This is a genomic window from Paraburkholderia sp. 2C, assembly GCF_054589215.1.
In genome coordinates this window covers 707,317-731,188 of the sequence record NZ_BAAILL010000036.1, presented here as the reverse complement: position 1 = coordinate 731,188, position 23,872 = coordinate 707,317, and the positions used below count along the sequence as shown (strand labels likewise).

Genomic DNA, 23,872 nt, shown 5'->3' with positions numbered 1-23,872 from the left:
GGTAGCGATCGGCAACACCGCTTGCCTCGGGTATGTCCCGACGCACGACTCAAGAGTGCCTTCCTGCTGTCCTGACCCTGGACACCGCGGTTCACTCTGGAATGCAACAGAGTGTCAAACAGTGTGGCGTGCTCATCGTCGCGTCGTGACAATGCACTGCAAGCGCGGCTTGACGGCACGTGCGAGGCCCGCCTCACGGAGTGTCGCGATCAAGGAGCAGCCGGCGTTCACGCCGGTTGCACAGCTGCCGGAGCAGCTCAGCAAACGCAAGAAGACAACATGCAAAGGCTACGGTTCGGGGTGGGGTTGAAACTGCTGTTGTGTTGCACGTGGGCCATGTGCGTATCGGCGTTCGCGGCGGATCAGCAGGTCATCGTCGAGGGCGCGCATCGCGCGGCAGACACCGTGCGCACGAGCGGCCATGCCGTGCCGCTTCTGCATGCGATCGAACAGGTGGTGCCGGCCAGTTACAGCGTCAACGTACCGAACGCGGGGCCATGGGCCGACGCGCCGGTCAGCTGGCACGCAGGCGGTTCGTTCGTGCACGTGCTCGGCGAACTGCTGTCGGGCGACCCCACGTTGCAGGCGCATGTCGATACCGACCTGCATCTTGTGACCGTGACCGCGCATCCCGCGTTGCGGCAACCGGCGCTTGCCGCGTGGCCGTCGGCCGCGTCGTCGGCGCAGACGCAAACGCAGGCCGCGGCGATGGTTACGCAGCAAGCGCCGGTTGCCGGCGCACCCGGCATTCCGCTCGCGGTTGCGTCCGCCACACCTGCTCCATCCGCGCCGCCCGCGTTGCCGGCATCGTCGGCGTCGCCGGCAATCGCTTCGATGTCCGCAGCGTCGGTGGTTGCCGCCGCGGCGTCCGCTCCCGCCGCCGCTTCGGAAGCGCCCCCGGTGCAAACGACCTGGGAACTGCGGCGCTCGGACGGTTCGGTGCGCAATGCGCTCGCGCGCTGGGCGTCCGACGCGGGCTGGCAATTCATCTGGGACGTGCCGACCGATTTCACGGTCGATGCGGACGCAACCATTCACGGCACGCTCGAGCACGCGCTGCACGCGGTCGCGAACGCGCTGGGCAATTCGCAGGTGCCGATCCAGATCGTCATGTATCAGGGTAATCGCGTACTGCGGGTCATTCCTAAGGGAGCAGGCTGATGCGCACCATTCGTCAATTCGCCGCGATCGGCGTGTGCGTGATGCAACTCGCCGGTTGCACGAACCTGTGGAACAAGGTCGATACCGATGCGCACGCCGACGCGTCGCAAGCGGGACGCGCGCTCGGCAAGCTTTCGCAGGGCGACAACCGCAGTCACGATCCGGACGACGTGATCGTTCGCGACGACCTGTGGCTGTCCGGCAATACATTGAAGATTGCCGCGAAGTCGACCTTGCCGAATCTCTTTAACGAACCCGCGAGCTTCGACGGCACGGTCGATTCTCTGCATGCGTTCGCGGAGCGCATTACGCGTCTCACGCACATTCCGGCGAAGGTGGCGCCCGGCGCGGAGGACGCAGCCGCGCAAGCCGCGCAGCCCGGCGGTGGACCGTCGAGCGCGAGCACGGGGTTGCCCGGTCTGCCGCCGTTGCCGACTGGCCTGCTGCAGGGGCCATCGCCGCAGGCGACGGTGATGGGGGCCTCGCGCGGCGCGTCGTCCGAGCCGATGCAGGTTCACATCGTTTATCCGCACGGTACGCTGCATGGCCTGCTCGATGCGGCTGCCGCGCGCTTTAGCGTGTACTGGAAATACGCGGACGGGGCGATCACGTTCTACTATACCGATACGCGCGTGTACCAGGTGATCGCGATTCCCGGCGACTCGAAACTCGACGCGAGCGTCGTGAGCGCGTCGAACAATAACGGCGCTTCGTCGGGCGGCCTGCTGTCGGGTGGGGGTGGCGGCGGAGGCGGCGGGGGCGGCGGCTCGGGCAGCGGCGGCGTGCCGACGGTATCGTCCGATAACTCGACGAACACCGCGATGAACGCTCAGCTATCGGTCTACAGCGGTTTGCAGTCCGCGATCAAGACGATGCTGTCGCCGGCCGGGACCGTGATCGCATCGCCCGCGACCGGTTCGATATCGGTCACCGATACACCCGACGTACTCGACCGCGTCGGCACGTTCATCGAGCAGCAGAACCGCGTGCTGGCGCGGCAGGTGCTCGTGAACGTGACTGTGCTTTCGGTGACGCTGTCGGCGGACGATACCTTCGGGATTGACTGGACGGCGGTCTACCAGGCGCTCGGCACGAAATTCGGCATCACGAACACGTTCTCGAGTCTCGTGACGGGCGGTAACCAGTTTTCGGCGACGGTGATTACGCCGTCGAGCCGCGCGTCGACCACCAACGCGGTGATCACCGCGTTGTCCGACCAGGGCACCGTGCGGCGCAAGACGTCGGCATCGGTCACGACACTCAACGATCAGCCCGTGCCCGTGCAGGTCGCCGAGCAGCAGGGTTATCTCGCGCAGGTCTCGACGACGCAGACCGCCAACGTCGGCAGCCAGACGGCGCTGACGCCGGGCACGGTCACCACCGGCTTCAACCTGACGCTGCTGCCGCATATCCTCGACGACGGCACGGTGATGATGCAGTTCTACACGAACATCTCGTCGCTCGTGTCGCTGGTTCCGTTCGATAGCGGCACCGGGCAGAAGATCGAGCTGCCGACCGTCGACACGCGCAACTTTCTGCAGCGTGTCGCGATGAAGTCGGGCCAGACGCTGGTGATCAGCGGCTACGAAGGCGTCGAGGACCACAGCAACCAGCAAGGCGTCGGCACGCCTTCGAACTTCGTGCTCGGCGGCGGCCGCAGCGCGACGCATTCGCGCGAAATCATCGTGATCCTGATTTCGCCGATCACGATGAACGGCGCGTGACGCGACCCGCACCGGAACCCCATCATGGCTACGCAAATCGTCCAGATCGGCCGCCACCGCTTTCTTTGCGGGCTGTTCTGGCAGTCGTTGTCGCGCCGGCACGAACTGCGCGCGGAAGCGACCGAGCTGGCCGCGCGGCTGCGCTTCGACGCGTTGGTGCTGCGTATCGACCGCAGCTTCGCGGGCGCGGGATTCGCGAGCACGCGCGAAGGGGCGCAGCTTGGTCTGCCGTCGCTCGGCGCGCTGGTATCGAAAGCGATCGCCACCGAAGGCGCGTTTTACGATGGACGCCAGCAGCCGGCGCCGAACTGGCTCGGCGCATTCCGGCTGCCGGACGAACGCTGGGCCTATTTCGCGGTGCGCGATGGCGCGTTTCTGCCCAATGGCGATTGGGTCGGCAGCAGCGAAGAGGTGTTCGAACGCCTGCATAGCGACTATAGCCTCGGAGGCTGGAACGTCGTGATCGGCGATCCGCAGATCGAAGTGCAGGGCTTTCATAACTTCTATCCACGCAGTATCGAGAACATGATTCCGCGGCGCGGCGGCAGGACGCATCTGCCGCGCTGGGTCAATCTGATGCCGGTGTCGCGGCGCGTTCAGTGGCGCAGGATCGCGCTCGCGGCGGGGGTGCTGACGGCGGTCGGCCTGCTTGCGTGGGGCGGGTACCGGTATCGCGAGCACAAGCTCGAAGTCGCGCGCCAACTGGCCTTCGAACGCGCGCGCGAGCAGTTGCGGCTGCATCCGCCGCATCCGGTCGCGCCGCCCGAAGCGCCGCATCCGTGGGCCGCCGCGCCGCTGCCGTCGACCTTCGTGAGCGGCTGCGTCGATCACTTCGTGCTGATCGCGCCGGGCGGCTGGCAGCTCGACAGCTACGCGTGCCGCGAGACCAACGTCAGCTATAGCTGGTCGCGCGAGGATTCGAACGTGGCGATGCTGGTGGCCGCGCAGCCGCGCGCGGTGATTGACACGAGCGGCAATCATGCAACGCTGGTCGTGCCGGTCTCGCTGGCCGCGGGCGGCGATGAAGCGATCGACGTGCACGGTGTGCGTCTGCGCATGCTGTCCGCGTTCCAGCTGCTTGGCGTGTCGCTGACCTTCTCGTTGCAACGGCCCGCGACGCCGCCGAAAAGTTTCGCCGCCGACGCGCTCGGGCAGTTGGGCGGCAAGCGCGACGCAGCGCCGCCGTGGCAGACGTGGCGTCTGTCCGCGAATCTCGGCGACCTGTCGCCGACCAGCGTCATCAGGTATCTGGATCAGCCGGGCGTGCGGCTCGACAAGGTGTCGTACCAGTCCGGACAGTGGACCATCGAAGGAGTGCTCTATGAAAAATGATCGTGCGAGACGGGTGCAGCGTGTGCTCGGCGTCGTGGCGCTGGCGGGCGTGATCGGGTTTTCCGCGGCGGTGCGTGCGCAAACCGCCGCGCCCGGTAGCGCGCCGGTTGCCGCGGCGGTGGTGCCGACGCCGGCCGCCGCGGCGGCGGCCAACGAGCTGATGCATCTGCAGGAGGACACCGTCGTGCTGAAGGCTCAGCTGAAGAAGCTCGACGCGCAGCAGCAGGTCGCCGAGCGCGAGGCGGCGCTCAATCGGATGGGCCGCACGATCACGTACGACGAGATTTCCGTGCTTGCCACGCAGAGTCTCGGCGACACCATCAGCGCAACTGTCGACGTCAACGGCGCCGGCGAGTACGACGTCCACCAGGGCGACACGCTGGCGAACGGCATGCGGGTCATGTCGATCCGTCCGGGCTCGGTCATCGTGGAGGGCAAGGACGGCCATCGCACGACGCTGACGGTCATGTCCGCCCGCAAGGCGCCGTCGCGGGTCGCCGCGGCCGGCGCGATGAACGGCGGCGTGCCGCCGATTCCGACACTGTCCATGCCGACGAGGTGATGACGATGAGTTCCTTCCCGCAATCCGGCAATATCCTGAAGCCGACGCCTCGCGTGCCGCTGCCGCGCACGCTCGGGATCGCCGCGGCGCCCCAGCTCGCGCCGGCGACGGACGTGGTGCCGTTGCAGTCCGCGCCGCTCGTTCACGCGCCCGCGCAGGCGCAGCCGCCGGTCGCGGCGGCGACGCGGCCGCTATCGGACAGCGGTGCGTTCGCCGCGAGCGGCGAAGAGCGCAAGTTCGTCTGCCTGCTCGAAGACGGCAGTCTGCTCGTCGCGGAAGGGCACGACATGAATCCGTTCGTGCTGTCGTATTGCGCGCGGCTCGAACGCCTGAACTACCGCTACACGACGCGGCTCGTGAGCCTCGACGTCGTGCGGCGCGCGTATCAGGGCCAGCGCCGCGACGGCACGGCCGAGCGTGTCGATCACACGCAGATGCAGGTGGTCGCGAAGAACCTGATCGCGCGCGCATGCGACGAACGCGCGTCGGACATTCACATTCGCGTGAACCGCTTCAACACCGAGATCCTGTTCCGGATTCACAACGAGCTGACGCGGATCGGCGAGCAGACCCGCGAATACGGCGAACGGCTGCTGGCCACGCTGTATTCGGCGATGGCAAACGTGTCGGATAACACGTACAAGCCGACCGAGCGGCAGGACGCGAGCATCGGCGATCGGGACAAGCTGCCGGATCGTCTGTTCGGCGTGCGGATCGCGACCGCGCCGACTAGCACCGGCAGCCTGATGGTGCTGCGTCTGCTGTACAACGATGCGGGCGAATCGACGGATCTGACGCAGCTCGGTTTCACGCGCGCGCAGTCGGCGGCGTTCGATCTGCTCGCGCAGCGGCCGCATGGAATGAACATCATCAGCGGGCCGACCGGCTCCGGGAAATCGACCACGCTGCAACGCGTGCTGACCGGACAGATCCGCGCGATGGCCGGCTCGACGCATGTGATCACCGTCGAAGACCCGGTCGAGTATCCGATCGCGGGCGCCGTGCAGACACCGGTCGTCAACGCGACGACCGAAGAAGCGCGTTCGCTTGCGTTCGCGGCGGCGATTGCGAACGCGATGCGGCTCGACCCCGATACGATCATGATCGGCGAAATGCGCGACCGCGCGTCCGCGCAAAGCGCGTTGCGCGCCGCGATGACCGGCCACCAGGTGTGGACGACGGTGCACGCGAACAGCGCGCTGGCGATTGTCGACCGCCTGACCGATCTCGGTCTGCCGCTGGCGATGGTCACCGATGAGTCGCTGGTCACCGGCCTGATCAGCCAGCGGCTCGTGAAGCTGCTGTGTCCTCATTGTTCCAGGCCGCTGACCGATGCGCTGCGCGAACTCGATCCGGGTTTTGTCGCGCGTGTCAAGGATGCGGTCGGCGCGCGTTTCGAGCACGTGCGCATTGCCGGTTCCGGCTGCTCGTATTGCGGGCACGGCACGATCGGCCGCACGGTGGTCGCGGAAGTGATCCATACCGATGCGACGCTGTGCGAACTGCTGCGCAGCGGGCACAAGGCCGCCGCGCACGAATACTGGCTGCGCGAACTCGGCGGCCAGACGGTTGCGCAACATGCGGTCGAAAAGGTCGCGACCGGTCTTGTCGATCCTCGCATGGCCGAGCGTGTGGTCGGACTGCTGCCGGCGGCCGGTGCCGCCAGTGTGGCGGACAGGCATGCCGCTTTGCACGGAGCCGGCGATGGCGTTTGACCTGAACCGCCACTGGGCACGCCTGCAACTGACGACGCAAGTGCGGCTGCGCATCTACCGCAAGATCGCGAAGATGCTGGCGAACGGACTGCCGCTTCTGAAGGTGCTCGAAGAGCTCGAATTGCGCGCATCGTCCGAAGGCCGCAAGCCGAACGAGCCGCAGGCCGTCGTGCTGGCCGACTGGCGCCGCGTCGTGCAGAACGGCGGCATGCTGTCCGAAGCGATGCAGTGGTGGGTGCCGCACACCGAACAGATGATCGTCATGGCCGGCGAACAGTCGGGGCGCCTCGAAACGTCGCTGACGACCGTCACCGGCGTCGTGACGTCGGGGCGCCGCGTCCGCGCGGCGATTGTCGGCGGCCTTGCGTATCCGGCCGCGATTCTCGTGATGACGGTCGGATACCTGTTTCTGTTCGGCAAGCTCGTGATTCCGCGCTTTACGCAGATCGTCAGTCCCGATCGCTGGCACGGCGTCGCGTATTCGCTCTACTCGCTGTCGCAGTTCGTGCAGGGCGGGATGATCTATGTCGTCCTGCTGTTCGCGGTGCTCATCGTGCTGCTGTTCTATTCGATGCCGCGCTGGTCCGGCCGCACGCGCGTGCTGCTCGACCGCTATCCGCCGTATTCGATTTACCGGCTGATCGTCGGCTCCGGTTTCCTCGTCGCGTTTTCGTCGCTGCAGACCGCGGGCTTCACCGTCGAGAAATCGCTGACGCGGCTCGCGGATACGGCGAAGCCGTGGCTGCGCGAGCGGATCGACGACATGCTGTTCGGCGTGAAGTCCGGGCTCAACGTCGGCGAGGCGATGAAGAACACCGGTTACCGGTTTCCGTCGCCGGCGATTGTCGACGACCTGTGCGTGTACGCCGAGTACAAAGGCTTTGCGGAGGCGTTGCGCACGCTTGCCGAAGAATGGATGCAGGAAGGCGTCGAGACGATCGAGGCGCAGATGCGCGTCGTCAACGGCGTCGCGATCATCACGCTCGCGCTCGTGCTGTCGTGGCTGATCGCAGGCTTCTTCGGAATTCAACAGGAAATTGCCGCTTTGTCTCGTACTGTCCATTGAGGGTGTTCTGTAATCGATTGTGTGCCGTATGTCCGTTATCCGAATCAGCCCGAAGCCTGACGGCAGGGGCGTCCGTTCATCAAGGAGAGCAACATGAAGCAGAAGCAAACCGTCGTTCCTTCGCTCGCCGCGCGTATGCGGCGGCGTTCGCGAGGCGCGCAACGCGGCGCTTCGCTGCTCGAAGCGATCGCCTATCTGGGGATCGCGGCGATTGTCGTGATCGGCGCGGTCGCGCTGCTCAATGGTGCGTTCAGCAGCGCGGGAACCAATGAACTCGCGGAGCAGGTGAACGCGATTCAGACGGGCGTGAAGAAGCTGTATATGGGGCAGGCGAACGGGTACACGGGCGTGACCAACAGTGTGCTGGAGAGTGCGGGCGTATTTCCGAGCACGATCCCGGTCGCATCGGATGGCACGGCGACCAATACGTGGGGCGGGGGCGTCACTGTGGCAAGCGCCGCGGTAGGCACGTTCACGATCGAATACAAGAATGTCCCGACGAGCGTCTGCATCAATGCAGTCACTGCCGGTGGAAGCTGGAACTCGGTCAGTGTCAATGCTGCGGCTCTCACGCCGCCAGTCAGTCCGACCGCTGCGCAGACCAATTGCAGCAAGGGCAGTGCGAACGACCTCATCTGGACCTCGTCCTGATCGTCTTACCGCGTTCATCCATCTATCGTCCACCACGTAGAGCGAGATCATGTATCTGTTCTGGATCGCGGTCACCTTCGGCATGCTCGCGGGCGGGTATGCGCTCGTCAGCGCCGAGACCGCGCCGTCCACGCCGAGCGTCTCGACGCAGAATCTCGCGATGAACATGAGCCAGTACCGGCAGGCGGTTGTCGCGTTCGCGGTCGCGAACCCGGGGTTTTCCGGCAGCGTGCCGCCGGGCAGCCTGCAACCGTATCTCGCGTCGAGCACGCCCGACCCGGTCTGGCGCAATTACGTCGCGCCCGATGCGGACTATGCGGGCAGCCTCGTCGTGATCTACGCGGCGTCGGCGAGCGCGGGGAGCGTCGTGCCCGAGATCGAGCAGCTCGCGCAGGGTTCGGCGCTCGCGGGTGTCGCGTTCAACCAGACGGTCGTGTCGCCGGGCAATCTGCCGGTTGCACTACCCGACGGCGTTGCCGGCAGCGTGCCGAACGGCGTCCCGGTATGGATGGCACAAGCGTATGAATGACACTCCGGTCGTGCATGCACGCCGCGCCGCGCGGCGGTCTCGCCGCGAACGCGGCTTCACGATGGTCGAGTTGCTCGCCGCGCTCGCGTTGACCGCGCTGATGGTCGCGGGCGTGACGACGATGATCAATTCGTCGATGGAAGACACGCGCGCGCAGCAGGCGGCGCTTTATCAGTCGAAGCTCGCGGGAGCGGCCGAGCAGTTGATCCAGCAAAACTATCAGGCGCTGCTGGCGCAGGCGACGTCCACCGCGCCGGTGGTCGTGAAGCTCAACGGCGCGCCGTACCAGCTATCGACCTACCTGCCTGCCGCAACCGGCGCACAGAACGCGTACGGGCAGTCGCCCTGCCTGCTCGTCTATTCGAACGCGGCCGGCAACGCATTGCAGGCGCTGCTCGTGACCGAAGGCGGCCAGACCATCGCCGATCCGCAACTCGGCTATATCGCGGCGAATGCGGGTACGGGCGGCGGTTCGATTCAGGCGATGAGCAAAACCGCGGGTGCGGCGCAAGGCGCATACGGCAGCTGGTCGGTGAGCGCGCCGAACCCGGCGGGCGCATCGTGCTCGGGCGTCAAGACCGGCGTCGGGCATCTCGCGAGCCTCGTGTTCTCGAACGGCACGCAGCAGCAGAACGCGGATTTCCTGTATCGGGTCGGCGTGCCGGGCAACCCGGCGGCGAATACGATGCAGGTGCCGATCGTGCTCGCGGCGCAGACCGATTACGCGGCGTGCGGCCAGCTCGGCGCGATCGCCGCCGACAGCTTCGGCAATGTGCTGAATTGCGACGGCGTATGGGAGCCGCAGGCGTCGTATCACTGGCGCGGGCCGGTGGCGAACGCGGCCGCGCTGACGGGCCTGCCGCTGCCGCGCACCGGAGACGTCGCGATCACGCTCGCGACCGATCGCGCGTACACGTTCAACGGCAGCAAATGGCAGGCGCTCGCGGTGGACGAGCAGGGCAACCTCGCGCTGGGCGCCACGGCGGTCGCGGGCAACAGTTGCAGCGACGCCGCGGCTTCCGCCCCGCCGGCCACGACGCCGGTGACGACCGACAAGACCGGCCGCGTGCTGTCGTGCGTGAACGGCAAGTGGCAGACCCAATCGGAAATCGATCTCGTGTCGTCGACCACCGGCTGCATGATGCTGATGGCGACGCCCGGCGCCGGCGACTATACGACTTGCTCCGGGCCGCCGGGGTCGAATTATCAGGCCGCGCCGTTCGCGTACAACTCGGCCAACGGCACTTACTCGTACGCGTACCAGACCAGCGTCACACTCGAGAAGCCCGGCATTATCGTCGCGTCGACATGGGCTCACCTGAACGACGGCACATGCCCGGGGCGCAGTGCGGCCGCGATGGCGCAGATCTCGCAGGACGTCGATGTGCTCGACAGCAACAACAACACGATCGCGCACATCGAAAGCCAGAGCCCCACGCTCAACAACGATTCCGGGGGCATCAACAATAGCCTGACCCAGGCGGGCAACCCCGGCACGTACAAGGTTGTCGTGACGACGAACTGGGCCACGTATACGCCCGACACGATTCTGACGCCCTGGCAAAGCAGCTTTTGCGGCGTATCGAACCAGTACATTCCGAATACGCCGATCGCGGCCGGATGGTCGATCAACTCCTATTACTGAGCGACCGGATGGCACAGCGCAAATATCACTCGCCGCTGCGGATGCAAACGCAGCCGCCCATGCGAACGCGAACGCGACGGCGCAAGCCGCCGCGCGCCGGCCGCTCAATGCGCCGCTCAATGCGGCGCGAGCGTTTGCAGCAGTTCGTGCAGTTCCATCCGGTTGTATGTCATGCGCAGCGCGTCGCGCGACGAGCACTGGCCCTTCGCGACGAGGCTCGCCAGGTGGTCGTTCAGCAGGCGCGACATGTTGTCTTCCTTGCGCTTCATGAAGTCCGTGACGAACGGCAGCTTCGCCGGGTCCGTCAGCAGCGCGCTCACCTGCTGCGTGTTGTTGAACAGCAGCTCGCTCGCGAGTACGAAGTTCTCGCCGTCGACGGTCGGTACGAGACACTGGCAGACGATGCCGATCAGCGAATTGGCCAGCGACGCCGCGTAACGCGCGCGCTGCTCGAGCGGAAAGAACGACAGCAGGCGCGTGAGCGTGCCGATCGCGCTGCCGGTATGCATCGTCGCGAGCACGAGGTGCCCCGATTCGCCCGCTTGCAGCGCGGTTTCGGCGGTTTCCGGGTCGCGCACCTCGCCGACCATGATCACGTCCGGCTTTTGCCGCAACGCTTCGCGCAGCCCCGCGGGGAAGCTCGGCGTGTCGATCGGCACCTCGCGCTGCGACACGATCGACGTATGGCTTTCGAGTTCGTATTCGATCGGCTGTTCGATCGTGATGATGTGGCTGTTGCGCGAGCGGTTGATGTGATCGAGCATCGACGCGATGGTCGTGGTCTTGCCGGAACCCGTCGGGCCGGTGACGAGCACGAGGCCCTTCGCGCTGTCGATCATCGAGCGGATATACGCGGGCAGGCCGAGCCTGTCGAGCGGCAGCGGCTGCAGCGGCAGCCGGCGGATCGAGATGACCAGCTTGCGCCCGCCGTACGTGCGGTAGATGTTGCAGCGCAGGCGGCAGCGCGTCAGCACGAACGGCCGGTCGATCGCGCCATGCTGCAGGAGCGCTTCCCATTCGGGTTCGATCGACGCGAGCGTCGGCGTCATCTCGTCGAACAGCACCGGCTCTTCGCCGACCGCGAGCCAGCCGCGCGGCGCCTTGATCATGATCGGACGGTCCTGCTCGATGTGGATGTCCGTGAAGGTCTGGCGCAGGTCGATCAGATCGAGAATCTCGCGGGTCAGGTCGCGGCGTTCGTGGTTCGGGACGGTCATCGTCAATGCCTGTCGAAAGAGATCGGATAGGAAATTCTCACATGAAACTATCAGGCAAGCCATCATGAAGTGGACCGCGAAGCTGCACGCCGCCGCCTTATGCGCATCGCTTGCGTTCGGCTCGATCGCGCCGGCCGTTCAGGCGGCGCAAGTGCACTGGAAATCGTCGAACGTCGACTATGCGGCCGAAGGCAAGGATATCAACGACGTGTTACGCGATTTCGGCGCGAGCCAGGGCATCGCGACGCGCATCGCGCAGGGCGTGAGCGGCAATGTGAGCGGCAAGTTTCATCTGCCGCCGCGGCGCTTTCTCGACATGCTGGCGGCGTCGTTCGGCTTTGTCTGGTACTACGACGGCGAGGTGCTCGACATCGTACCCGCGTCGGACCTGCAAAGCACGCTGGTGAAGCTCGATACGGCCAGCACCGCGGCGCTGGGCGACACGCTCGAGCGCATGCATATCGCGGACGAGCGGTTTCCGATCGTCTATGACAGCGCGCAGGGCACCGCGCTCGTCAGCGGCCCGCCGCGCTATGTGCAGATGGTCACGCAGATCGCCGACCGGCTCGATTCGAACGAGGCGCGCCGCGGCGGCACGCAGGTGCGCGTGTTCCCGCTCAATCACGCGTGGGCGCAGGACCGGACGGTGACGATCGATGGCCAGGACGTGACGCTGCAAGGTGTCGTGTCGGTGCTGAACGGCATTTACCATCCGCATGCGAGCAAGGAGCACGGCGAAAAGAACGGCGCCGGTCATCCGGCCGACGGCGTCACGCGCAAGACGCCGATGACCGACGCGGCGGGCAACACGTACACGAGCCCTTACGTTCCGCCGCCGATACCGGGCGGCTCGTCGGGCAAGGGGCTGCTCGGCGGCCTGACCGGCCAGCCGTCGCCGGCCGTGCTCGAAGCGGTCGGTGGCCCGCCGCAGCCGCAGCAGGATACGAGTCACGCGAGCATGCCCGACGAAACGCTGCCGGTGATCGTCGCGGACCAGCGCACCAACTCGGTCGTGATTCGCGACACTGGCGAGCGGATGGCGCAATACGACAAGCTGATCGAGCGCCTCGACGTGAAGCCGCAACTGATCGAAATCGAGGCGCACATCATCGAGATCGACGACGACGCGCTACAGCAGCTCGGCATCGACTGGACCCTGCATAACAGCCATCTCGACGTGCAGACCGGCAACGGGCAACTGCCGCAAAGCACGTACAACGGCGGCACGATCACGCAGAACTTCGGCCAGACGTCGCTGCCGGGCAATGTGCTCGCGGCCGCGTCGCCGGCGGGCGCGTCGGTCGCGGCGGTGCTCGGCGACGCGGGCCGCTATCTGATGGCGCGCATCTCGGCGTTGCAGCAGAGCAATGCGGCAAAGGTCGACGCGAGTCCGAAGGTCGTGACGCTGAACAACATCGAAGCGGTGATGGACAACAAGACGCAGTTCTTCGTGCCGGTGTCGGGTTATACGGCGGGCGATCTGTACAGCGTGTCGACCGGCATTTCGCTGCGCGTGCTGCCGATGGTCGTCGACGAGAATGGACAGACGCATATCAAACTCGATGTCGCGATTCAGGACGGCGAGCTGACGTCGCAGACGGTCGGCAACCTGCCGGTGATCCAGCGCAGCAATATCAGCACACAGGCGTTTATCGACGAAGGGCAGGCGCTGCTGATCGCCGGCTATCGCGCGGATAGCGATTCGAACGGCGTGACCGGCGTGCCGGGGCTGTCGAAAATCCCGGTGATCGGTGCGCTGTTCAGAACCGATAGCCATTCGAAGAGCCACATGGAGCGGTTGTTCCTGCTGTCTCCGCGCGTTATTTCACCGTAAGCGCGAACAGGAGTCGACCTTGGAACTCGAGCCACGCCTGTCGGACGGCGAAACGCGGCGCACGCGCGCGCTGCTCGGCGGCCTGCCGTGCGGCGTCGTCGCGCTCGGCGCCGCCGGGGAAGTGCTCGACGCGAGCGCGCGTGCGATCGCGATGCTGCAAATGCCGCTGCCGGCCGGCATCGATTTCGCCGACGCGATCAGCGAACACTTCGCGATGACCGAGGTGTTGCGCCCGGCCGACCTCGCGCGCGGCATCGACGTGCGCGTCGACGAGACCACGCTGTGGTTGCAGGCCGGCGCTGTCGAGGCGCCGGGCGTGGGCGGCACGGTGGTGACCGTGAACGATGTGACGCCGTTCGCGCGCGCGGTCGACGAACGCGCGATGTCGCTGCGTTTCCTGCTGCACGATCTGCGCTCGCCGCTCAATTCGATCAGCGCGCTGACGCAACTCGATGCGACCGATTCCGACGCGTTCGAGCGCTGCGGCGGCATGCAACAGATCACACAGCTTGCGCACTATGTGCTGTCGCTCGGCGAGCAGTTTATTTTCACGTCGGTGGCCGAACATCTGCATGCGCGCGACTTCAAGCGTTTCGATCTGCGCGCGACGGTGCGCCAGATCATCCTGCAGCTCGAAGTCACCGCGCTTTACTGCGGCGTGGCGCTGCAGTTGTGGCTGTCGGACAGTGCGCCGGTCTGGGTGAGCGGCATGCGCAACTTCGTCGCGCGCGCGATCCAGAACGTGATCGACAACGCGGTGCGCGCGTCGACCCGCGGCGAGGCGGTGACGGTTTCGCTGCGCTTCGAAGGCGGTTTCGTCGAAGTGCTGGTCAGCGATCGCGCGGGCGGGCTGCCGGGGCTGGTCGAGGGCGCGCGTCTGACCAGTTTCGAAAAGCTCGGCAGGAAAACGGCGACCGGTTTCGGCCTCGGCCTGAAGCTCGCGGTACAGATCGTCGAGCTGCATGGCGGGTCGCTGTATGCCGAATTGAACGGCTCCGGCGGTACGCTGTTCGTGTTGCGGCTGCCGTGTCTGAATCCGGGCGCGGCGAAAAGCGCGCCCGCATCGCTGGTCGATGCGGATCGTGCGCTGCATGCGGCGCGCCGTAGCTGATGCGGCGCACGCTGCGCTTACTTTGATCGAGGTTCGACGATGAAATTGATGGCAGGCAGACCGATGCGCATTCTGCTCGTCGAGGACGACATCGCTCACCATATGCTGCTCAACGCGTGGTTGAGGGCCGAGGGCTATCACGTCGACGGGTTTCAGAACGGACTCGAAGCGCAACAGTATCTGGCCGACCAGTGGGCCGATCTGGCGATTCTCGACTGGGATGTGCCGGGCGTGTCGGGCGAGCGCCTGCTGCACAAGATTCGCGGCCGCTCGCAGTCATCGATGGCGGTGATTTTCCAGACCGTGCATTCGGACGAATCGGACATCGTGCGGATTCTTGACGCGGGTGCGGACGATTATCTGGTGAAGCCATTCGACCGGCAGGTGCTGCTCGCGCGGGTGCGTGCGCTGCTGCGCCGCGCGACGCCCACCAGCGTGCAGGGACGCAAGATGATGCTCGAGGGCTGTGTGCTCGACCAGCAGGCCCGCTCGCTCGTGAGCGGCGACCATGCGCTCGCGCTCGGCACGAAAGAATTCGACATTCTGTGGCATCTCGCGCGGCATCAGGGCGCCGTCGTGCTGCGCCAGGATCTGATGAGCGTGGTCTGGGGCTGGGACGCGGCGGTGCAGAGCCGGTCGGTCGATATGTACGTGAGCCGGCTGCGCGCGAAGCTGAAGGCTGCGGATATCGGCTGGAACGTACAGTCGGTCTATGCGACCGGCTACCGGTTGACGCTGAAACCCGATACCGACGCCGATGGGAAACCGGACGATAACCGGGCCGCGGCGGATAACGGGTCCGCTTCCCTGTCATGAACGCGATGCCTGTGCGCAAACTCATCTGCCGCGCCGTGGGCGCGGCCGTGTTGGTTGCCGCGGCGCATGCGCACGCCGCGAATGTCGACTGGAGCGGCGGCCGCTACGTGTATGCGACGAACGGCAGCAGCGTGGCCGACGCGCTCAGCGTGTTCGCCGCGGGTCAGCATCTGCCGCTGCGCATCAGCGGGGCCGTCGCGGGCGTCGTCAGCGGGCGCTTCGCGATGCCGCCGCAACAGTTTCTCGATACGTTGTGCAACACGTACGGGCTCGTCTGGTACTACGACGGCGCGGTGTTGCAAGTATCGACGGCCGGTGAGCAGCAGCGCATCGCGATCAGGCCGAATTTCATCACGCCGGACGCGCTGCTCGCGGCGCTCGATCGGGCGCGCGTCACAGACACGCATTTTCCGCCCGAGGTCGACCGTACCGCACGCGTGTTGCGCGTGCACGGCCCGGCTTCGTATGTCGAACACGTTCGCGACGCCGCGCAGCGTTTCGAGGGCGACGCACGCGCGCGCACACGCACGACAGTGCGCGTGATCCGGTTAGCGATTGCCACCGCGGCGGACCAGACCCGCGCCTTCGACGGCCGCACGCTGACCGTGCCCGGCGCGGCGACGCTGCTGCGCCGGCGCTTCGAGCGTCGTGCGGGCAACTCGCCCGACGCGGCTGCGCCGGGCGCCGACGCGCCGGGTGCCGATGCGCCGGGCGCCGACGCGCAGCCGGACCCGATCGTCGAATTCGATGCGCCGCTGCCGGTGATCGAAGCCGACGCGGTGACCAACTCGATCCTGATACGCGACAAGCCGGAGCGCATCGACGGCGACGGCATGCTCGCTGCCGATCTCGATGTGCGGCCCGCTGTGGTGTCCGTGCAGACATGGGTTGTCGATATCGATCCGCGCGCGCTGGCCGGCCTGCAGCCGATGCTGCCGGCGCAAATGACGGCAGCCGATGCCGCCGCGCAGCCGGTATTCGCAACCGTTGCGGGCGGTGGCCACGCATTGCTTGCGCAGCTCGACGCGCTCGAAGCGGCGCGGCATGCGCGGCTCGAAATCGCGCGCACGGCATTGACGCTCGACCGTTCGGCCGCGGTGATCGACCGGCACGAGGCGCGCGTTGCGCAGCGCGTGGGTGACGGCTCGGGTCACGCGGCGGACGAAGCCGGCTATACAAACGATGCGAACAACGCGAACGATATGAGCGATACCGCGCCCGATCTGTGGATGTCGGTCCAGCCGGCGGTGAGCGGGGCCGCGCCGGCCGCGCCGATCGGCTTGCGCATCGAACTGGGGCGCGGCGAAGGCGCACGGCAACATCGCGTTGTCGAGACGAGCGTCGCGCCCGGCGACTGTCTCGCGATCGCGGCGCCGCTGTCGGACGATCCGCAAGCGCCACGGCGTCTCGTGCTGCTGATCCCGCGTATCGCGGGTTGATCGCCCGCCGGGTTCGGGTCGACTGCAACCGCTTGTGGCCGCTTGTAGCCGATCACGGCCGGTCAGCGCGCGCTGCGCTACGCGCGCAGCCACATATAGTTGCCCGATGCGATGCCTTCGAACATCTCGTCGGCGGATTCGAGGATATTGTTCTGCCAGTAGCGCCCATGCTCCGCATAGTGTGCGAAGACATCCGCGAGATACTCGCCGGTAATCTCCGGGCCCATCGGCACGTGCACCAGAAGCACGACGCTGCCGGTGTCGGAATCGAGACACAACTGCGCCTGATCCTGCGCGTAGATCAGCAGGTTGGCTTCCAGCATCATGCGGAAGATGACGAGCGTGCGTCCGGCGGTCACCGCGCCATAGTGAAAGCAGACGTAAATCGAACCGGGGTCGGTCTCGTAGTGATCGAGCCGCACGTCGAAGCCTTCGATCTCGAGCGTCTGGGTCTCGACCACATGCTCGGCGTCGGGCAGGCCGACGGCGGTACAGACTTCGTGAATCAGTTCGACGTAACGTTCCCGGCTCATGGTGTGGGTGGCGGCAGGCGGCTAGTGGATCGAAGAAAGCGCGAGGCACGGAGCGAGGAACAACCGTTCCCGTTTCCGTGCCCGCGGTGGTGGAGCAACGGCGTGGTTGCGACGCTTACTGGCCCTTCGCGGCATCGGCGATATTCTTCGTGCCGTTGTTGCCGACCGAGGCGACCGCCGAGGTCTCCTGCTGCTCCATGTTGATCTGCATGCTGGCCATCGTCATCGCGTTGTTCTGGTCGGCCATCTGCTGCATCTGACCGATCATCGACGAATTCAGACTGCCGGCGTCCTGGACGCCCGAACTGGTGATAGAGGACATGTTGCTCTCCTGTGGTGAAGTTGCGGTTGAAAGTACGGCTACTGAAAGAGTCGAAAGTCACTGCCGGTTAAAAAAGGTTGAAATTCAAGCGGCTGATGTTCAACCAGGGTACTGCACCTGCTCATTTGCACATCCGCACCCCTGCACGCGCAACAGCGGCGCGGCGGCGCATCAGTACGCGGTATTGCGCGCGCTGCGCCGCTCGCTGAGCGTCAGCACGATGCGCCGCGCGGCGATCATGCCGCGGTACAGCTTCTGCAGCTCGATACGCGCGGTGTCGTCGGCGGCGGACTGCGTCGCCGCGCTGATGCGCTGCGCCGTTTCGTCGAACGCCGCCGCGATGCGCGCGACGCGCTGATGGCTGTCCGGCGCGGCCAGTGTCGCGTCGAGCGTGTTCAAGTCCTGGGCGATGGGTAGCAATGCGTCGTACATGTCGGTTCCTGGGTTCGGTTGCCTGGGGTTCAGTTGTTGGTTCAGTGGTTGGCTCAGTCGTTACCTGAGTGGTTACCTGAGTCGCTGCCTGCGCTGTCGAAAAGGTGTTTGGTGCCGTCGGGCGTCTCGATGTAGCGCAGTCCGCCGGTCGCAACCACCTCGGTGTATTCGATGTCCGGTATCGGCGAGCGCGCTTCCTTCACGTCCACGTCGACGCGCCGGATGTTGCTGTCCAGGTCCGCGCGCACACCGGCTACGCGTTCGCGGAAGCTCGACATCGACTTCACTTTGCCGCTGATCCGGAACACGCCTTTGCCCGCATAACTGACCTGTGCGCCGGTGCCGGCAAGCGACTGCTGGATGTCGTCGACGTCCTGTTGCGCGACGTCGTAAGCCTTCAGCACCTTGCCGCGCGCGAGGTCGTCCATGATGCGGCGCGCCTTCACGCTATCGTCCGTGCCGGACACAATGCCCGTAACCTCGACGTTGCCGTCGCGCGCCGTCGCGTTGAGATCGGCGAGCCCGGCGCGATGCAGCGCTTCGGTTACCTGCTTCGACAGCGCATCGGCGTCGACTTTCACATACGCGGCCTCGCTCGGTTGCGTGCCGGCGAGCATGATCCCGGCTGTCGTCAGCCCGCCGATCGCGGCGGTGCAGGCGATCGCGACCGCCGCGGCGCGCCAGCCCAGCGTACGCGGTGCCGCTGAGGCGAGATCATCCGCAGGCGTGCCGCCGTCGACGTTGACCTTGACGTTGCCATCGCCGTCCGCGTTGCCGTGCGCATCCGCACCATGAGGCGTTGCCGGCTCAGCCGTTTTCCACAGCCCGGCGAGCAGATCGAGATCGCGCGGCCAGGCCGTGTCGTCGGGGCCGACGCAAAGCACGACGTCGCCGAACGGCACCGCGATGAAGTCGGCGACCAGCACCTCGTCGCCGTTGTGCGAATGCACGCGCGCCACACCGTCGCCGCCGACTGTCAGCGTCACTTCGTCTTCCCGCCAGTCGCCGATGCAGATATCCGCATCGTCGGCCGCGCTGACCCGGTAGGAACCCTGCGTCAAGCGGATCTGGGCGCCTGCATGAGCGCCGGTCAGTACTCGCAGTGATTTCATGCTGGTGGTTCCCATAGGTCCGACGTTGTGCGATGGCTGCCTGGTTGATCGTGCCTGACGGCGCCGGGTCGTGCCCGGCCGCGTGATTCAGGCCTCCTGCGAAGCTTCATCAGTTGACGTCAGTCTAGGTGCCGGTTCCGCTACCCGGCGGGGCGACGCGAACTTCCTGAGAATTTCGCGAAGCATCCGAACTGCTGTTCGCAGAGGAAGCCGATGTATTTCGGGTTGCGTCCAGCAGGTACTGTTTGACCATCGCCAGAGACTGTTCGTCATCCGAATACTCGATTGCGAAGCGTTGCCGCGCGAGCGTCATGTCCAGCGACTGACCGATGATGCAGGCCGCGGCCGCTTTCGCCGGCGCACCCGCGGCGCCCGCGCCACCCGCTTCAGCCCGGTGCGCGATCGTGCGCTGCGCGTTCAGCCGCTCGGGGTCGCGTTTCAACGTCATCCGCGAAGACATGTTGAGCACGAGCAGCGGCGCCAGCAGCGGGCCGAGCTCCATCTGCGACGTGAGGCCGACCACCGCCTTCGTGTACGCGGTGGCCAGCACGTGCGGCAGGTCCGGCGCGGCGCCGTGCCGCTCGGCGATCGACCGCAGCCCGGTGGGCAGCGCCGGCACTGCCGGGATCCTGCCGACCTTCAGCGCGAATTTCGGCGGCTTCTCACGGCGCTCGCGCGGCTGTCCGTCGCGTTGTGAGGGTCCTTGCTGCTGCTGTTGCTGTTGTTGCTGCGGCTGTTGTTGTTGCTGTTGCTGCCGCGACTGGCCTTGTCCGCGTCCTTGACCCTGGTTCTGATCCTGATCGCGCCGCTGATGCTCGTGCTCGTGACCGTGCTGGTCGCGGCTGTGCTCGTGTTTCTCGTCGCGCTTCTGATTGTCCTCGCGCGCGTGCCTGTCCTCGCGCGGATCGCGCGCGACGCCGTCCTTGCCGCGTCCTTTGGCGGACTGCCCCGGCCGCGGCCGCTGGCCGAGCTGGCGCACGAGCTTTTGCGCGCTGGCCGACGGCGGTTTGTGATGCGACGTCGCGAAGCGCTTGTTGCGGTAGAACGCGGCGACTTGCGCCTTGTTGTGCTGGATCTTCGCGCGCAGTTTCGTACGCTGCATGGTCATGCGCGACGTGTGCGCCTGTCCTGTGAGCGCCTGCGACGCGTGTTCGTCGCCGGTATGCGCGTCGTGCGCCGCCTGTTCGGCGTGGTGGTGGTCGCCGCCGTGGATGCGCGTGCTCATGACGGCACCGCGAGCGTGACGATCTCATTGGCGAAGCGCAGGATCGCGGCGGCGCCCCACGCGCCCATCACGAGCACGGTGGCGACCACCGCGACCAGCTTCACCGCATACGAGATGCTTTGATCCTGCATCGACGTGATCGCCTGCACGAACGAGATACCGAGTCCGGACAGCGCGGCCACGACGACCACGGGCATCGATACCGACAGGCATAGCAGCAGTCCTTCGGTGGTGAGGCGAATCAGGGTTTCGGTTTCCATGGCGCGGCCGTTTAACGATAGGTCATGACAAGGCCGTGAACCAACGTCGACCACCCGTTCATCACGACAAATAACAGCAGCTTGAAAGGAATCGCGACGTTGGTCGGCTGGACCTGGTTCAGGCCCATGGCCATCAGCACGTTCGCGATCACGAGATCGACGACGACGAAGGCGATGTACAGCAGGAAGCCGATCTTGAATGCGTCGGCCATTTCGGTCAGCGTGAAGGCCGGGGCAAGCACGATCAGGTCGTCGTCGTGGACTTTCGCGGCCATGTCCTTCGGCCAGATCGCCGCAGCCGAGCGTACGAAGAAGCGTTTTTCCCGCTCGTGCGCATGCTTTTTCAGGAACGCGCGAAACGGCTCCTTGCCGGCGTCGAACACGTCGAGCACGACCGCCGACGCGTCGGCGCCGGGCGCGCGATGCATGCTCTGCATGTTCTGCATCGCCTGCATGCCGATCGGCGCCATCACGTACGCGGTGACGAGCACCGCGATGCCGTTCAGCACCATGTTCGGCGGCACCTGCTGGACGCCGAGCGCATTGCGCAACAGCCCGAGCACGACGACGATCTTCGCGTACGACGTCGCGACCATCGCGATAAACGGAATCAGGCTGATCGCGACGACGGCGATCAGCAGTCCGGTGAGGTCGCTAAACTGAACCATGGCTTTGGGACAGCTGAACGAGGCGTACGCCGAGATGGTCGCCGACCGTGACGAGTTCGCCGAAGCCGATCGTCTGGCCATACGTGACGAGCCGGATGCGGGCATCGGGAAGCGCGGTCGGCAGTTCGAGCACGTAGCCCGCGCGCAGCGCGGACAACTGCGCGACCGGCAGCGACACCGTGTCGATTTCGAGCTTGAGCGGCAGGTCGAGCTGGCTGATGTCGACCGGCATGTCGGCCGTGTCGGAAAGCGGGGCGCTGAACTGCGTGTCATGGGTCATGGTCGGATCCTCGATCAAGGTTAGGGATTGCTTCGAGACGTCGGCGCGCACGCGCAGCTGGCGGGTGCCGTAGCGGCCCCAGACCAGCTGCATCGGCACCGACGGCGTGTCGTTTTGCAGCAGTGCGCGCAGTGCCGGCGGCAGCGCACGGAGGATGATGTCGCCCGGCCGCAGCGAATCGAGCGTGGTGACGCTGATCGCCTTCTCGCCGATCAGCAGCCGGCCGGGCACCGCGATCTCGCTGACGTGCGTCGCGAACGGCATGCATTGCTGCGCGACCAGTTGTTCGAGCACGTCGAGCCAGCCGTCGTCGATGTGTTCGAGCACCGCGTCGATACGCTGTACGCCGAGCCGGAACGCGAGCGCGCAGCACTCGGTGCGGGCGCGAGCGGAGGTTGCGCGCCCGAGCGACACGACTTCGACGCCGTCGATGCCGAGGGTCGCGAAGGCGCGCGTCAGCGGTTCGAGCAGGATCGCGCAGAGCGCGGAGCGCAGGCCCGCGTGAGCGGGGCCCGCCGCGCCGGCGACACTTTCGAGGCTCGCGTGCTGCGCGAGATCGATGCGCAGCGACGCGCTGTGAACGCCCCAGCGCAGTTGCACGATCGCCGCGCGCGCCGGGTCGAGCGCATCGCGGCTGCCGACGCTCCAGCCCGCGATGCCGAGCGTATGCGCGAGCAGCGCGGCGAGCCGTTCGTCGGTGGCGAGCCGGTGTTGACGCGCGGTTGCCGCGGCGAGCGCGGGCAGCCGGGCGGGATCGAGCGAAACGGGCAGCGCAAGCGGCGGCGCCGGCATCGGTTCGGGTACGGCGGCGTGGTGGTCGGGTTGCATGGGCTCGTGGTTCATGTCGTGTTACGTCACGATGATGTCGATGCTGTACGGGCCGTCGGAGCGGGACTGCATCAGCTCGTCGAGGCGATCGCGCAGCGACGCTTCATGTTGCGAGATTAGGTATCTTGAATGATCGCAGCTCAGATCGAAGCGAAGGCTGAGGGCGAAATGCGAAAGCGTCAGACTCAGCTTGCAGCCGGGCAGCAACGCGGGGTCGATCGCGATCGTGATGTGCCAGTGGCCGCGCGCGAGCACGGCGGGATTCGCGCAGAAACCGGCGACGCGCGACACGATGAAATCGACCACGCGAGCCGGCGCGGGCGGGTCTTCGGTTGCGTCGTGCGCGGCGCTGGACGACTCGGCACGCGGGCCGGCCGCGCGCGGGCCCGACACCGGGTGCAGCCGCGCGTCGACGTGCATTTGCGGCGTCGCGCCGCCGTCTCGCGTGTCCGCAACGGCGCGATGGGGCGTGCCGGAGTCTTCGCTACCCGATTCGCCGGATGCGTCGCCATCGTCGTCGCTTGCGCCGTCGTCGGGGGTGTGTTGCTGGTCCGACTCGACGCGCTCGGCAAAGAGCGGCACGTCGGGCCGCATGTCGGTCAACGCATCGGCTTGCGCGAAAGTATCCGGCGCGGCGTCGGGCTCGTGCGCGCTCGCGCTTTCTTCAGCGGCGAGGCGGTCGCGATGCGCCTGGAACAGCGCGGCCTGCCGTCGCAACTGCGGCGACGCTAGCGGGCGCGTGTCGTGAGCGTGCGCAGCGGGTGCTTCGACGATGCGCGCGCGATGAACGGAAGACGGATGCATGGCTGTGCTCCTTGCGCTTACATCGTGAGCCGGCCGACCGGCTGCAGATCGATATGCGCGCCCAGTTCCTGGTACGAGTAGACCGGCAGCCACGCGATGCGCGACTCGATCATCCGTTTCAGGTAGCGGCGAATATCCATCGACGAGACAAGCGCGATCGGTTGCTGCGGCTCGTCGCCGACCAGCGCGGCGATCTTGCCGACCAGATGACCGATTTCATCCGGCGGCAGCGCGAGAAAATTGCCGGTCGGCGTCTGCTTGATCGACTGCCGGATATGCTGTTCGACCTGCACGTCGACGAGCACCACCGGCAGGTCGCGTGGCCCGCCGGTGGCGCGAAACGCGATCAGCCGGCCGAGGTCGATGCGGATGTACTCGGTCAGCATCAGCATGTCCTTTTCCTTCGGCCCCCAGACAATCAGGCTCTCGGTGATGCTGCGGATATTGCGGATCGGCACGTTTTCCTCGAGCAGACGTCGCAGCACGTCGGCCATCCGCTGCAGCGGCAGCGCTTTCTGCACTTCCGCGACGAGCCCCGGATAGTCTTCGCCGAGCTGGTCGAGAATCCATTGCGCTTCCTGGATGCCGAGGAACAGATGCGCGTGG

At 66.3% G+C, this 23,872-nt stretch carries 24 protein-coding genes; 13 read left to right on the top strand and 11 right to left on the bottom strand.

Features of this window, described 5'->3' with window-relative positions:
* Positions 1-279: 279 nt before the first annotated feature.
* The 9 genes from ACYPXD_RS15980 to pilV all read left to right on the top strand — a co-directional run bounded on the left by ACYPXD_RS15980 (position 280) and on the right by pilV (position 10,385).
* Positions 280-1,161, top strand: a complete 882-nt coding sequence (locus ACYPXD_RS15980) for a toxin co-regulated pilus biosynthesis Q family protein (RefSeq protein ID WP_459712975.1) — start codon at positions 280-282, stop codon at positions 1,159-1,161.
* Entirely contained in the window at positions 1,161-2,885 is a 1,725-nt protein-coding gene (pilN, locus tag ACYPXD_RS15975) for a PilN family type IVB pilus formation outer membrane protein (protein ID WP_459712974.1), read from the top strand. Before ACYPXD_RS15980 ends, pilN begins: the two co-directional genes overlap by 1 nt.
* 24 nt (positions 2,886-2,909) lie before the next feature.
* Positions 2,910-4,217 (top strand): type 4b pilus protein PilO2, encoded by a 1,308-nt coding sequence (gene pilO2 / locus ACYPXD_RS15970; protein ID WP_459712973.1) that lies wholly within the window; start codon positions 2,910-2,912, stop codon positions 4,215-4,217.
* Positions 4,207-4,779, top strand: a complete 573-nt coding sequence (locus ACYPXD_RS15965) for a type IV pilus biogenesis protein PilP (protein WP_459712971.1) — start codon at positions 4,207-4,209, stop codon at positions 4,777-4,779. The genes pilO2 and ACYPXD_RS15965 overlap by 11 nt, the downstream gene beginning before the upstream one ends.
* 5 nt (positions 4,780-4,784) lie before the next feature.
* Positions 4,785-6,494, top strand: a complete 1,710-nt coding sequence (locus ACYPXD_RS15960) for a GspE/PulE family protein (RefSeq protein WP_459712969.1) — start codon at positions 4,785-4,787, stop codon at positions 6,492-6,494.
* On the top strand, positions 6,484-7,560 hold the full coding sequence (locus ACYPXD_RS15955; protein ID WP_459712966.1) for a type II secretion system F family protein: 1,077 nt from the start codon (positions 6,484-6,486) through the stop codon (positions 7,558-7,560). The genes ACYPXD_RS15960 and ACYPXD_RS15955 overlap by 11 nt, the downstream gene beginning before the upstream one ends.
* A 93-nt stretch (positions 7,561-7,653) precedes the next feature.
* Complete coding sequence (locus ACYPXD_RS15950; protein WP_459712963.1) at positions 7,654-8,211, top strand: type 4 pilus major pilin; 558 nt, start codon at positions 7,654-7,656, stop codon at positions 8,209-8,211.
* 49 nt (positions 8,212-8,260) lie between these two features.
* Positions 8,261-8,740, top strand: coding sequence for a type IV pilus biogenesis protein PilM (gene pilM, locus ACYPXD_RS15945; protein ID WP_459712961.1), 480 nt, complete (start codon positions 8,261-8,263; stop codon positions 8,738-8,740).
* Complete coding sequence (gene pilV / locus ACYPXD_RS15940) at positions 8,733-10,385, top strand: shufflon system plasmid conjugative transfer pilus tip adhesin PilV (RefSeq protein ID WP_459712958.1); 1,653 nt, start codon at positions 8,733-8,735, stop codon at positions 10,383-10,385. Before pilM ends, pilV begins: the two co-directional genes overlap by 8 nt.
* Positions 10,386-10,501: 116 nt before the next feature.
* On the opposite strand, the gene ACYPXD_RS15935 is transcribed toward pilV, so the two are convergent.
* Positions 10,502-11,602 carry a type IV pilus twitching motility protein PilT gene (locus tag ACYPXD_RS15935; RefSeq protein ID WP_459712956.1) on the bottom strand — a complete coding sequence of 367 codons (1,101 nt, stop codon included), beginning with the start codon at positions 11,600-11,602 and terminating at the stop codon, positions 10,502-10,504.
* 64 nt (positions 11,603-11,666) lie between these two features.
* On the opposite strand from ACYPXD_RS15935, the gene sctC reads away from it, so the two are divergent.
* From sctC to ACYPXD_RS15915, 4 genes are read left to right on the top strand one after another with little or no spacing between them, the layout of a single operon-like run.
* The gene (gene sctC, locus ACYPXD_RS15930; RefSeq protein ID WP_459712954.1) at positions 11,667-13,436 is read left to right on the top strand and encodes a type III secretion system outer membrane ring subunit SctC; all 1,770 of its coding nucleotides are present in this window, start codon (positions 11,667-11,669) and stop codon (positions 13,434-13,436) included.
* Positions 13,437-13,473: 37 nt separating this feature from the next.
* Positions 13,474-14,547 (top strand): sensor histidine kinase, encoded by a 1,074-nt coding sequence (locus ACYPXD_RS15925; protein WP_459713367.1) that lies wholly within the window; start codon positions 13,474-13,476, stop codon positions 14,545-14,547.
* 39 nt (positions 14,548-14,586) lie between these two features.
* Positions 14,587-15,363 carry a response regulator transcription factor gene (locus ACYPXD_RS15920; protein ID WP_459712951.1) on the top strand — a complete coding sequence of 259 codons (777 nt, stop codon included), beginning with the start codon at positions 14,587-14,589 and terminating at the stop codon, positions 15,361-15,363.
* A 5-nt stretch (positions 15,364-15,368) separates the two neighbouring features.
* Positions 15,369-16,802: a type II/III secretion system family protein gene (locus tag ACYPXD_RS15915; protein ID WP_459713364.1), complete on the top strand. Its 1,434-nt coding sequence runs from the start codon at positions 15,369-15,371 to the stop codon at positions 16,800-16,802.
* 77 nt (positions 16,803-16,879) lie between these two features.
* Here ACYPXD_RS15915 and ACYPXD_RS15910 read toward each other — a convergent pair whose 3' ends face one another.
* The 10 genes from ACYPXD_RS15910 to ACYPXD_RS15865 form a co-directional block, all read right to left on the bottom strand.
* Positions 16,880-17,335, bottom strand: a complete 456-nt coding sequence (locus ACYPXD_RS15910) for a molecular chaperone Tir (RefSeq protein ID WP_459712948.1) — start codon at positions 17,333-17,335, stop codon at positions 16,880-16,882.
* Between the two features lie 115 nt (positions 17,336-17,450).
* Complete coding sequence (locus tag ACYPXD_RS15905) at positions 17,451-17,657, bottom strand: hypothetical protein (RefSeq protein WP_459712945.1); 207 nt, start codon at positions 17,655-17,657, stop codon at positions 17,451-17,453.
* 171 nt (positions 17,658-17,828) lie between these two features.
* Entirely contained in the window at positions 17,829-18,089 is a 261-nt protein-coding gene (locus ACYPXD_RS15900; RefSeq protein ID WP_459712943.1) for a type III secretion system protein, read from the bottom strand.
* Between the two features lie 53 nt (positions 18,090-18,142).
* Complete coding sequence (hrpD5, locus tag ACYPXD_RS15895) at positions 18,143-19,201, bottom strand: HrpD5 family protein (RefSeq protein ID WP_459712941.1); 1,059 nt, start codon at positions 19,199-19,201, stop codon at positions 18,143-18,145.
* Between the two features lie 124 nt (positions 19,202-19,325).
* A complete protein-coding gene (locus tag ACYPXD_RS15890) occupies positions 19,326-20,426 on the bottom strand; it encodes a helicase (RefSeq protein WP_459712939.1) in 1,101 nt (366 codons plus the stop codon).
* A complete protein-coding gene (gene sctS / locus ACYPXD_RS15885) occupies positions 20,423-20,686 on the bottom strand; it encodes a type III secretion system export apparatus subunit SctS (RefSeq protein WP_459712937.1) in 264 nt (87 codons plus the stop codon). Before sctS ends, ACYPXD_RS15890 begins: the two co-directional genes overlap by 4 nt.
* Before the next feature lie 11 nt (positions 20,687-20,697).
* Entirely contained in the window at positions 20,698-21,354 is a 657-nt protein-coding gene (gene sctR / locus ACYPXD_RS15880) for a type III secretion system export apparatus subunit SctR (protein WP_459712934.1), read from the bottom strand.
* The gene (gene sctQ, locus ACYPXD_RS15875) at positions 21,341-22,462 is read right to left on the bottom strand and encodes a type III secretion system cytoplasmic ring protein SctQ (protein ID WP_459712932.1); all 1,122 of its coding nucleotides are present in this window, start codon (positions 22,460-22,462) and stop codon (positions 21,341-21,343) included. The genes sctR and sctQ overlap by 14 nt, the downstream gene beginning before the upstream one ends.
* Before the next feature lie 21 nt (positions 22,463-22,483).
* Entirely contained in the window at positions 22,484-23,266 is a 783-nt protein-coding gene (gene sctP, locus ACYPXD_RS15870) for a type III secretion system protein SctP (RefSeq protein WP_459712930.1), read from the bottom strand.
* A 17-nt stretch (positions 23,267-23,283) separates the two neighbouring features.
* The coding region (locus ACYPXD_RS15865; RefSeq protein WP_459712928.1) for an FHIPEP family type III secretion protein at positions 23,284-23,872 on the bottom strand (589 nt) is incomplete at its 5' end.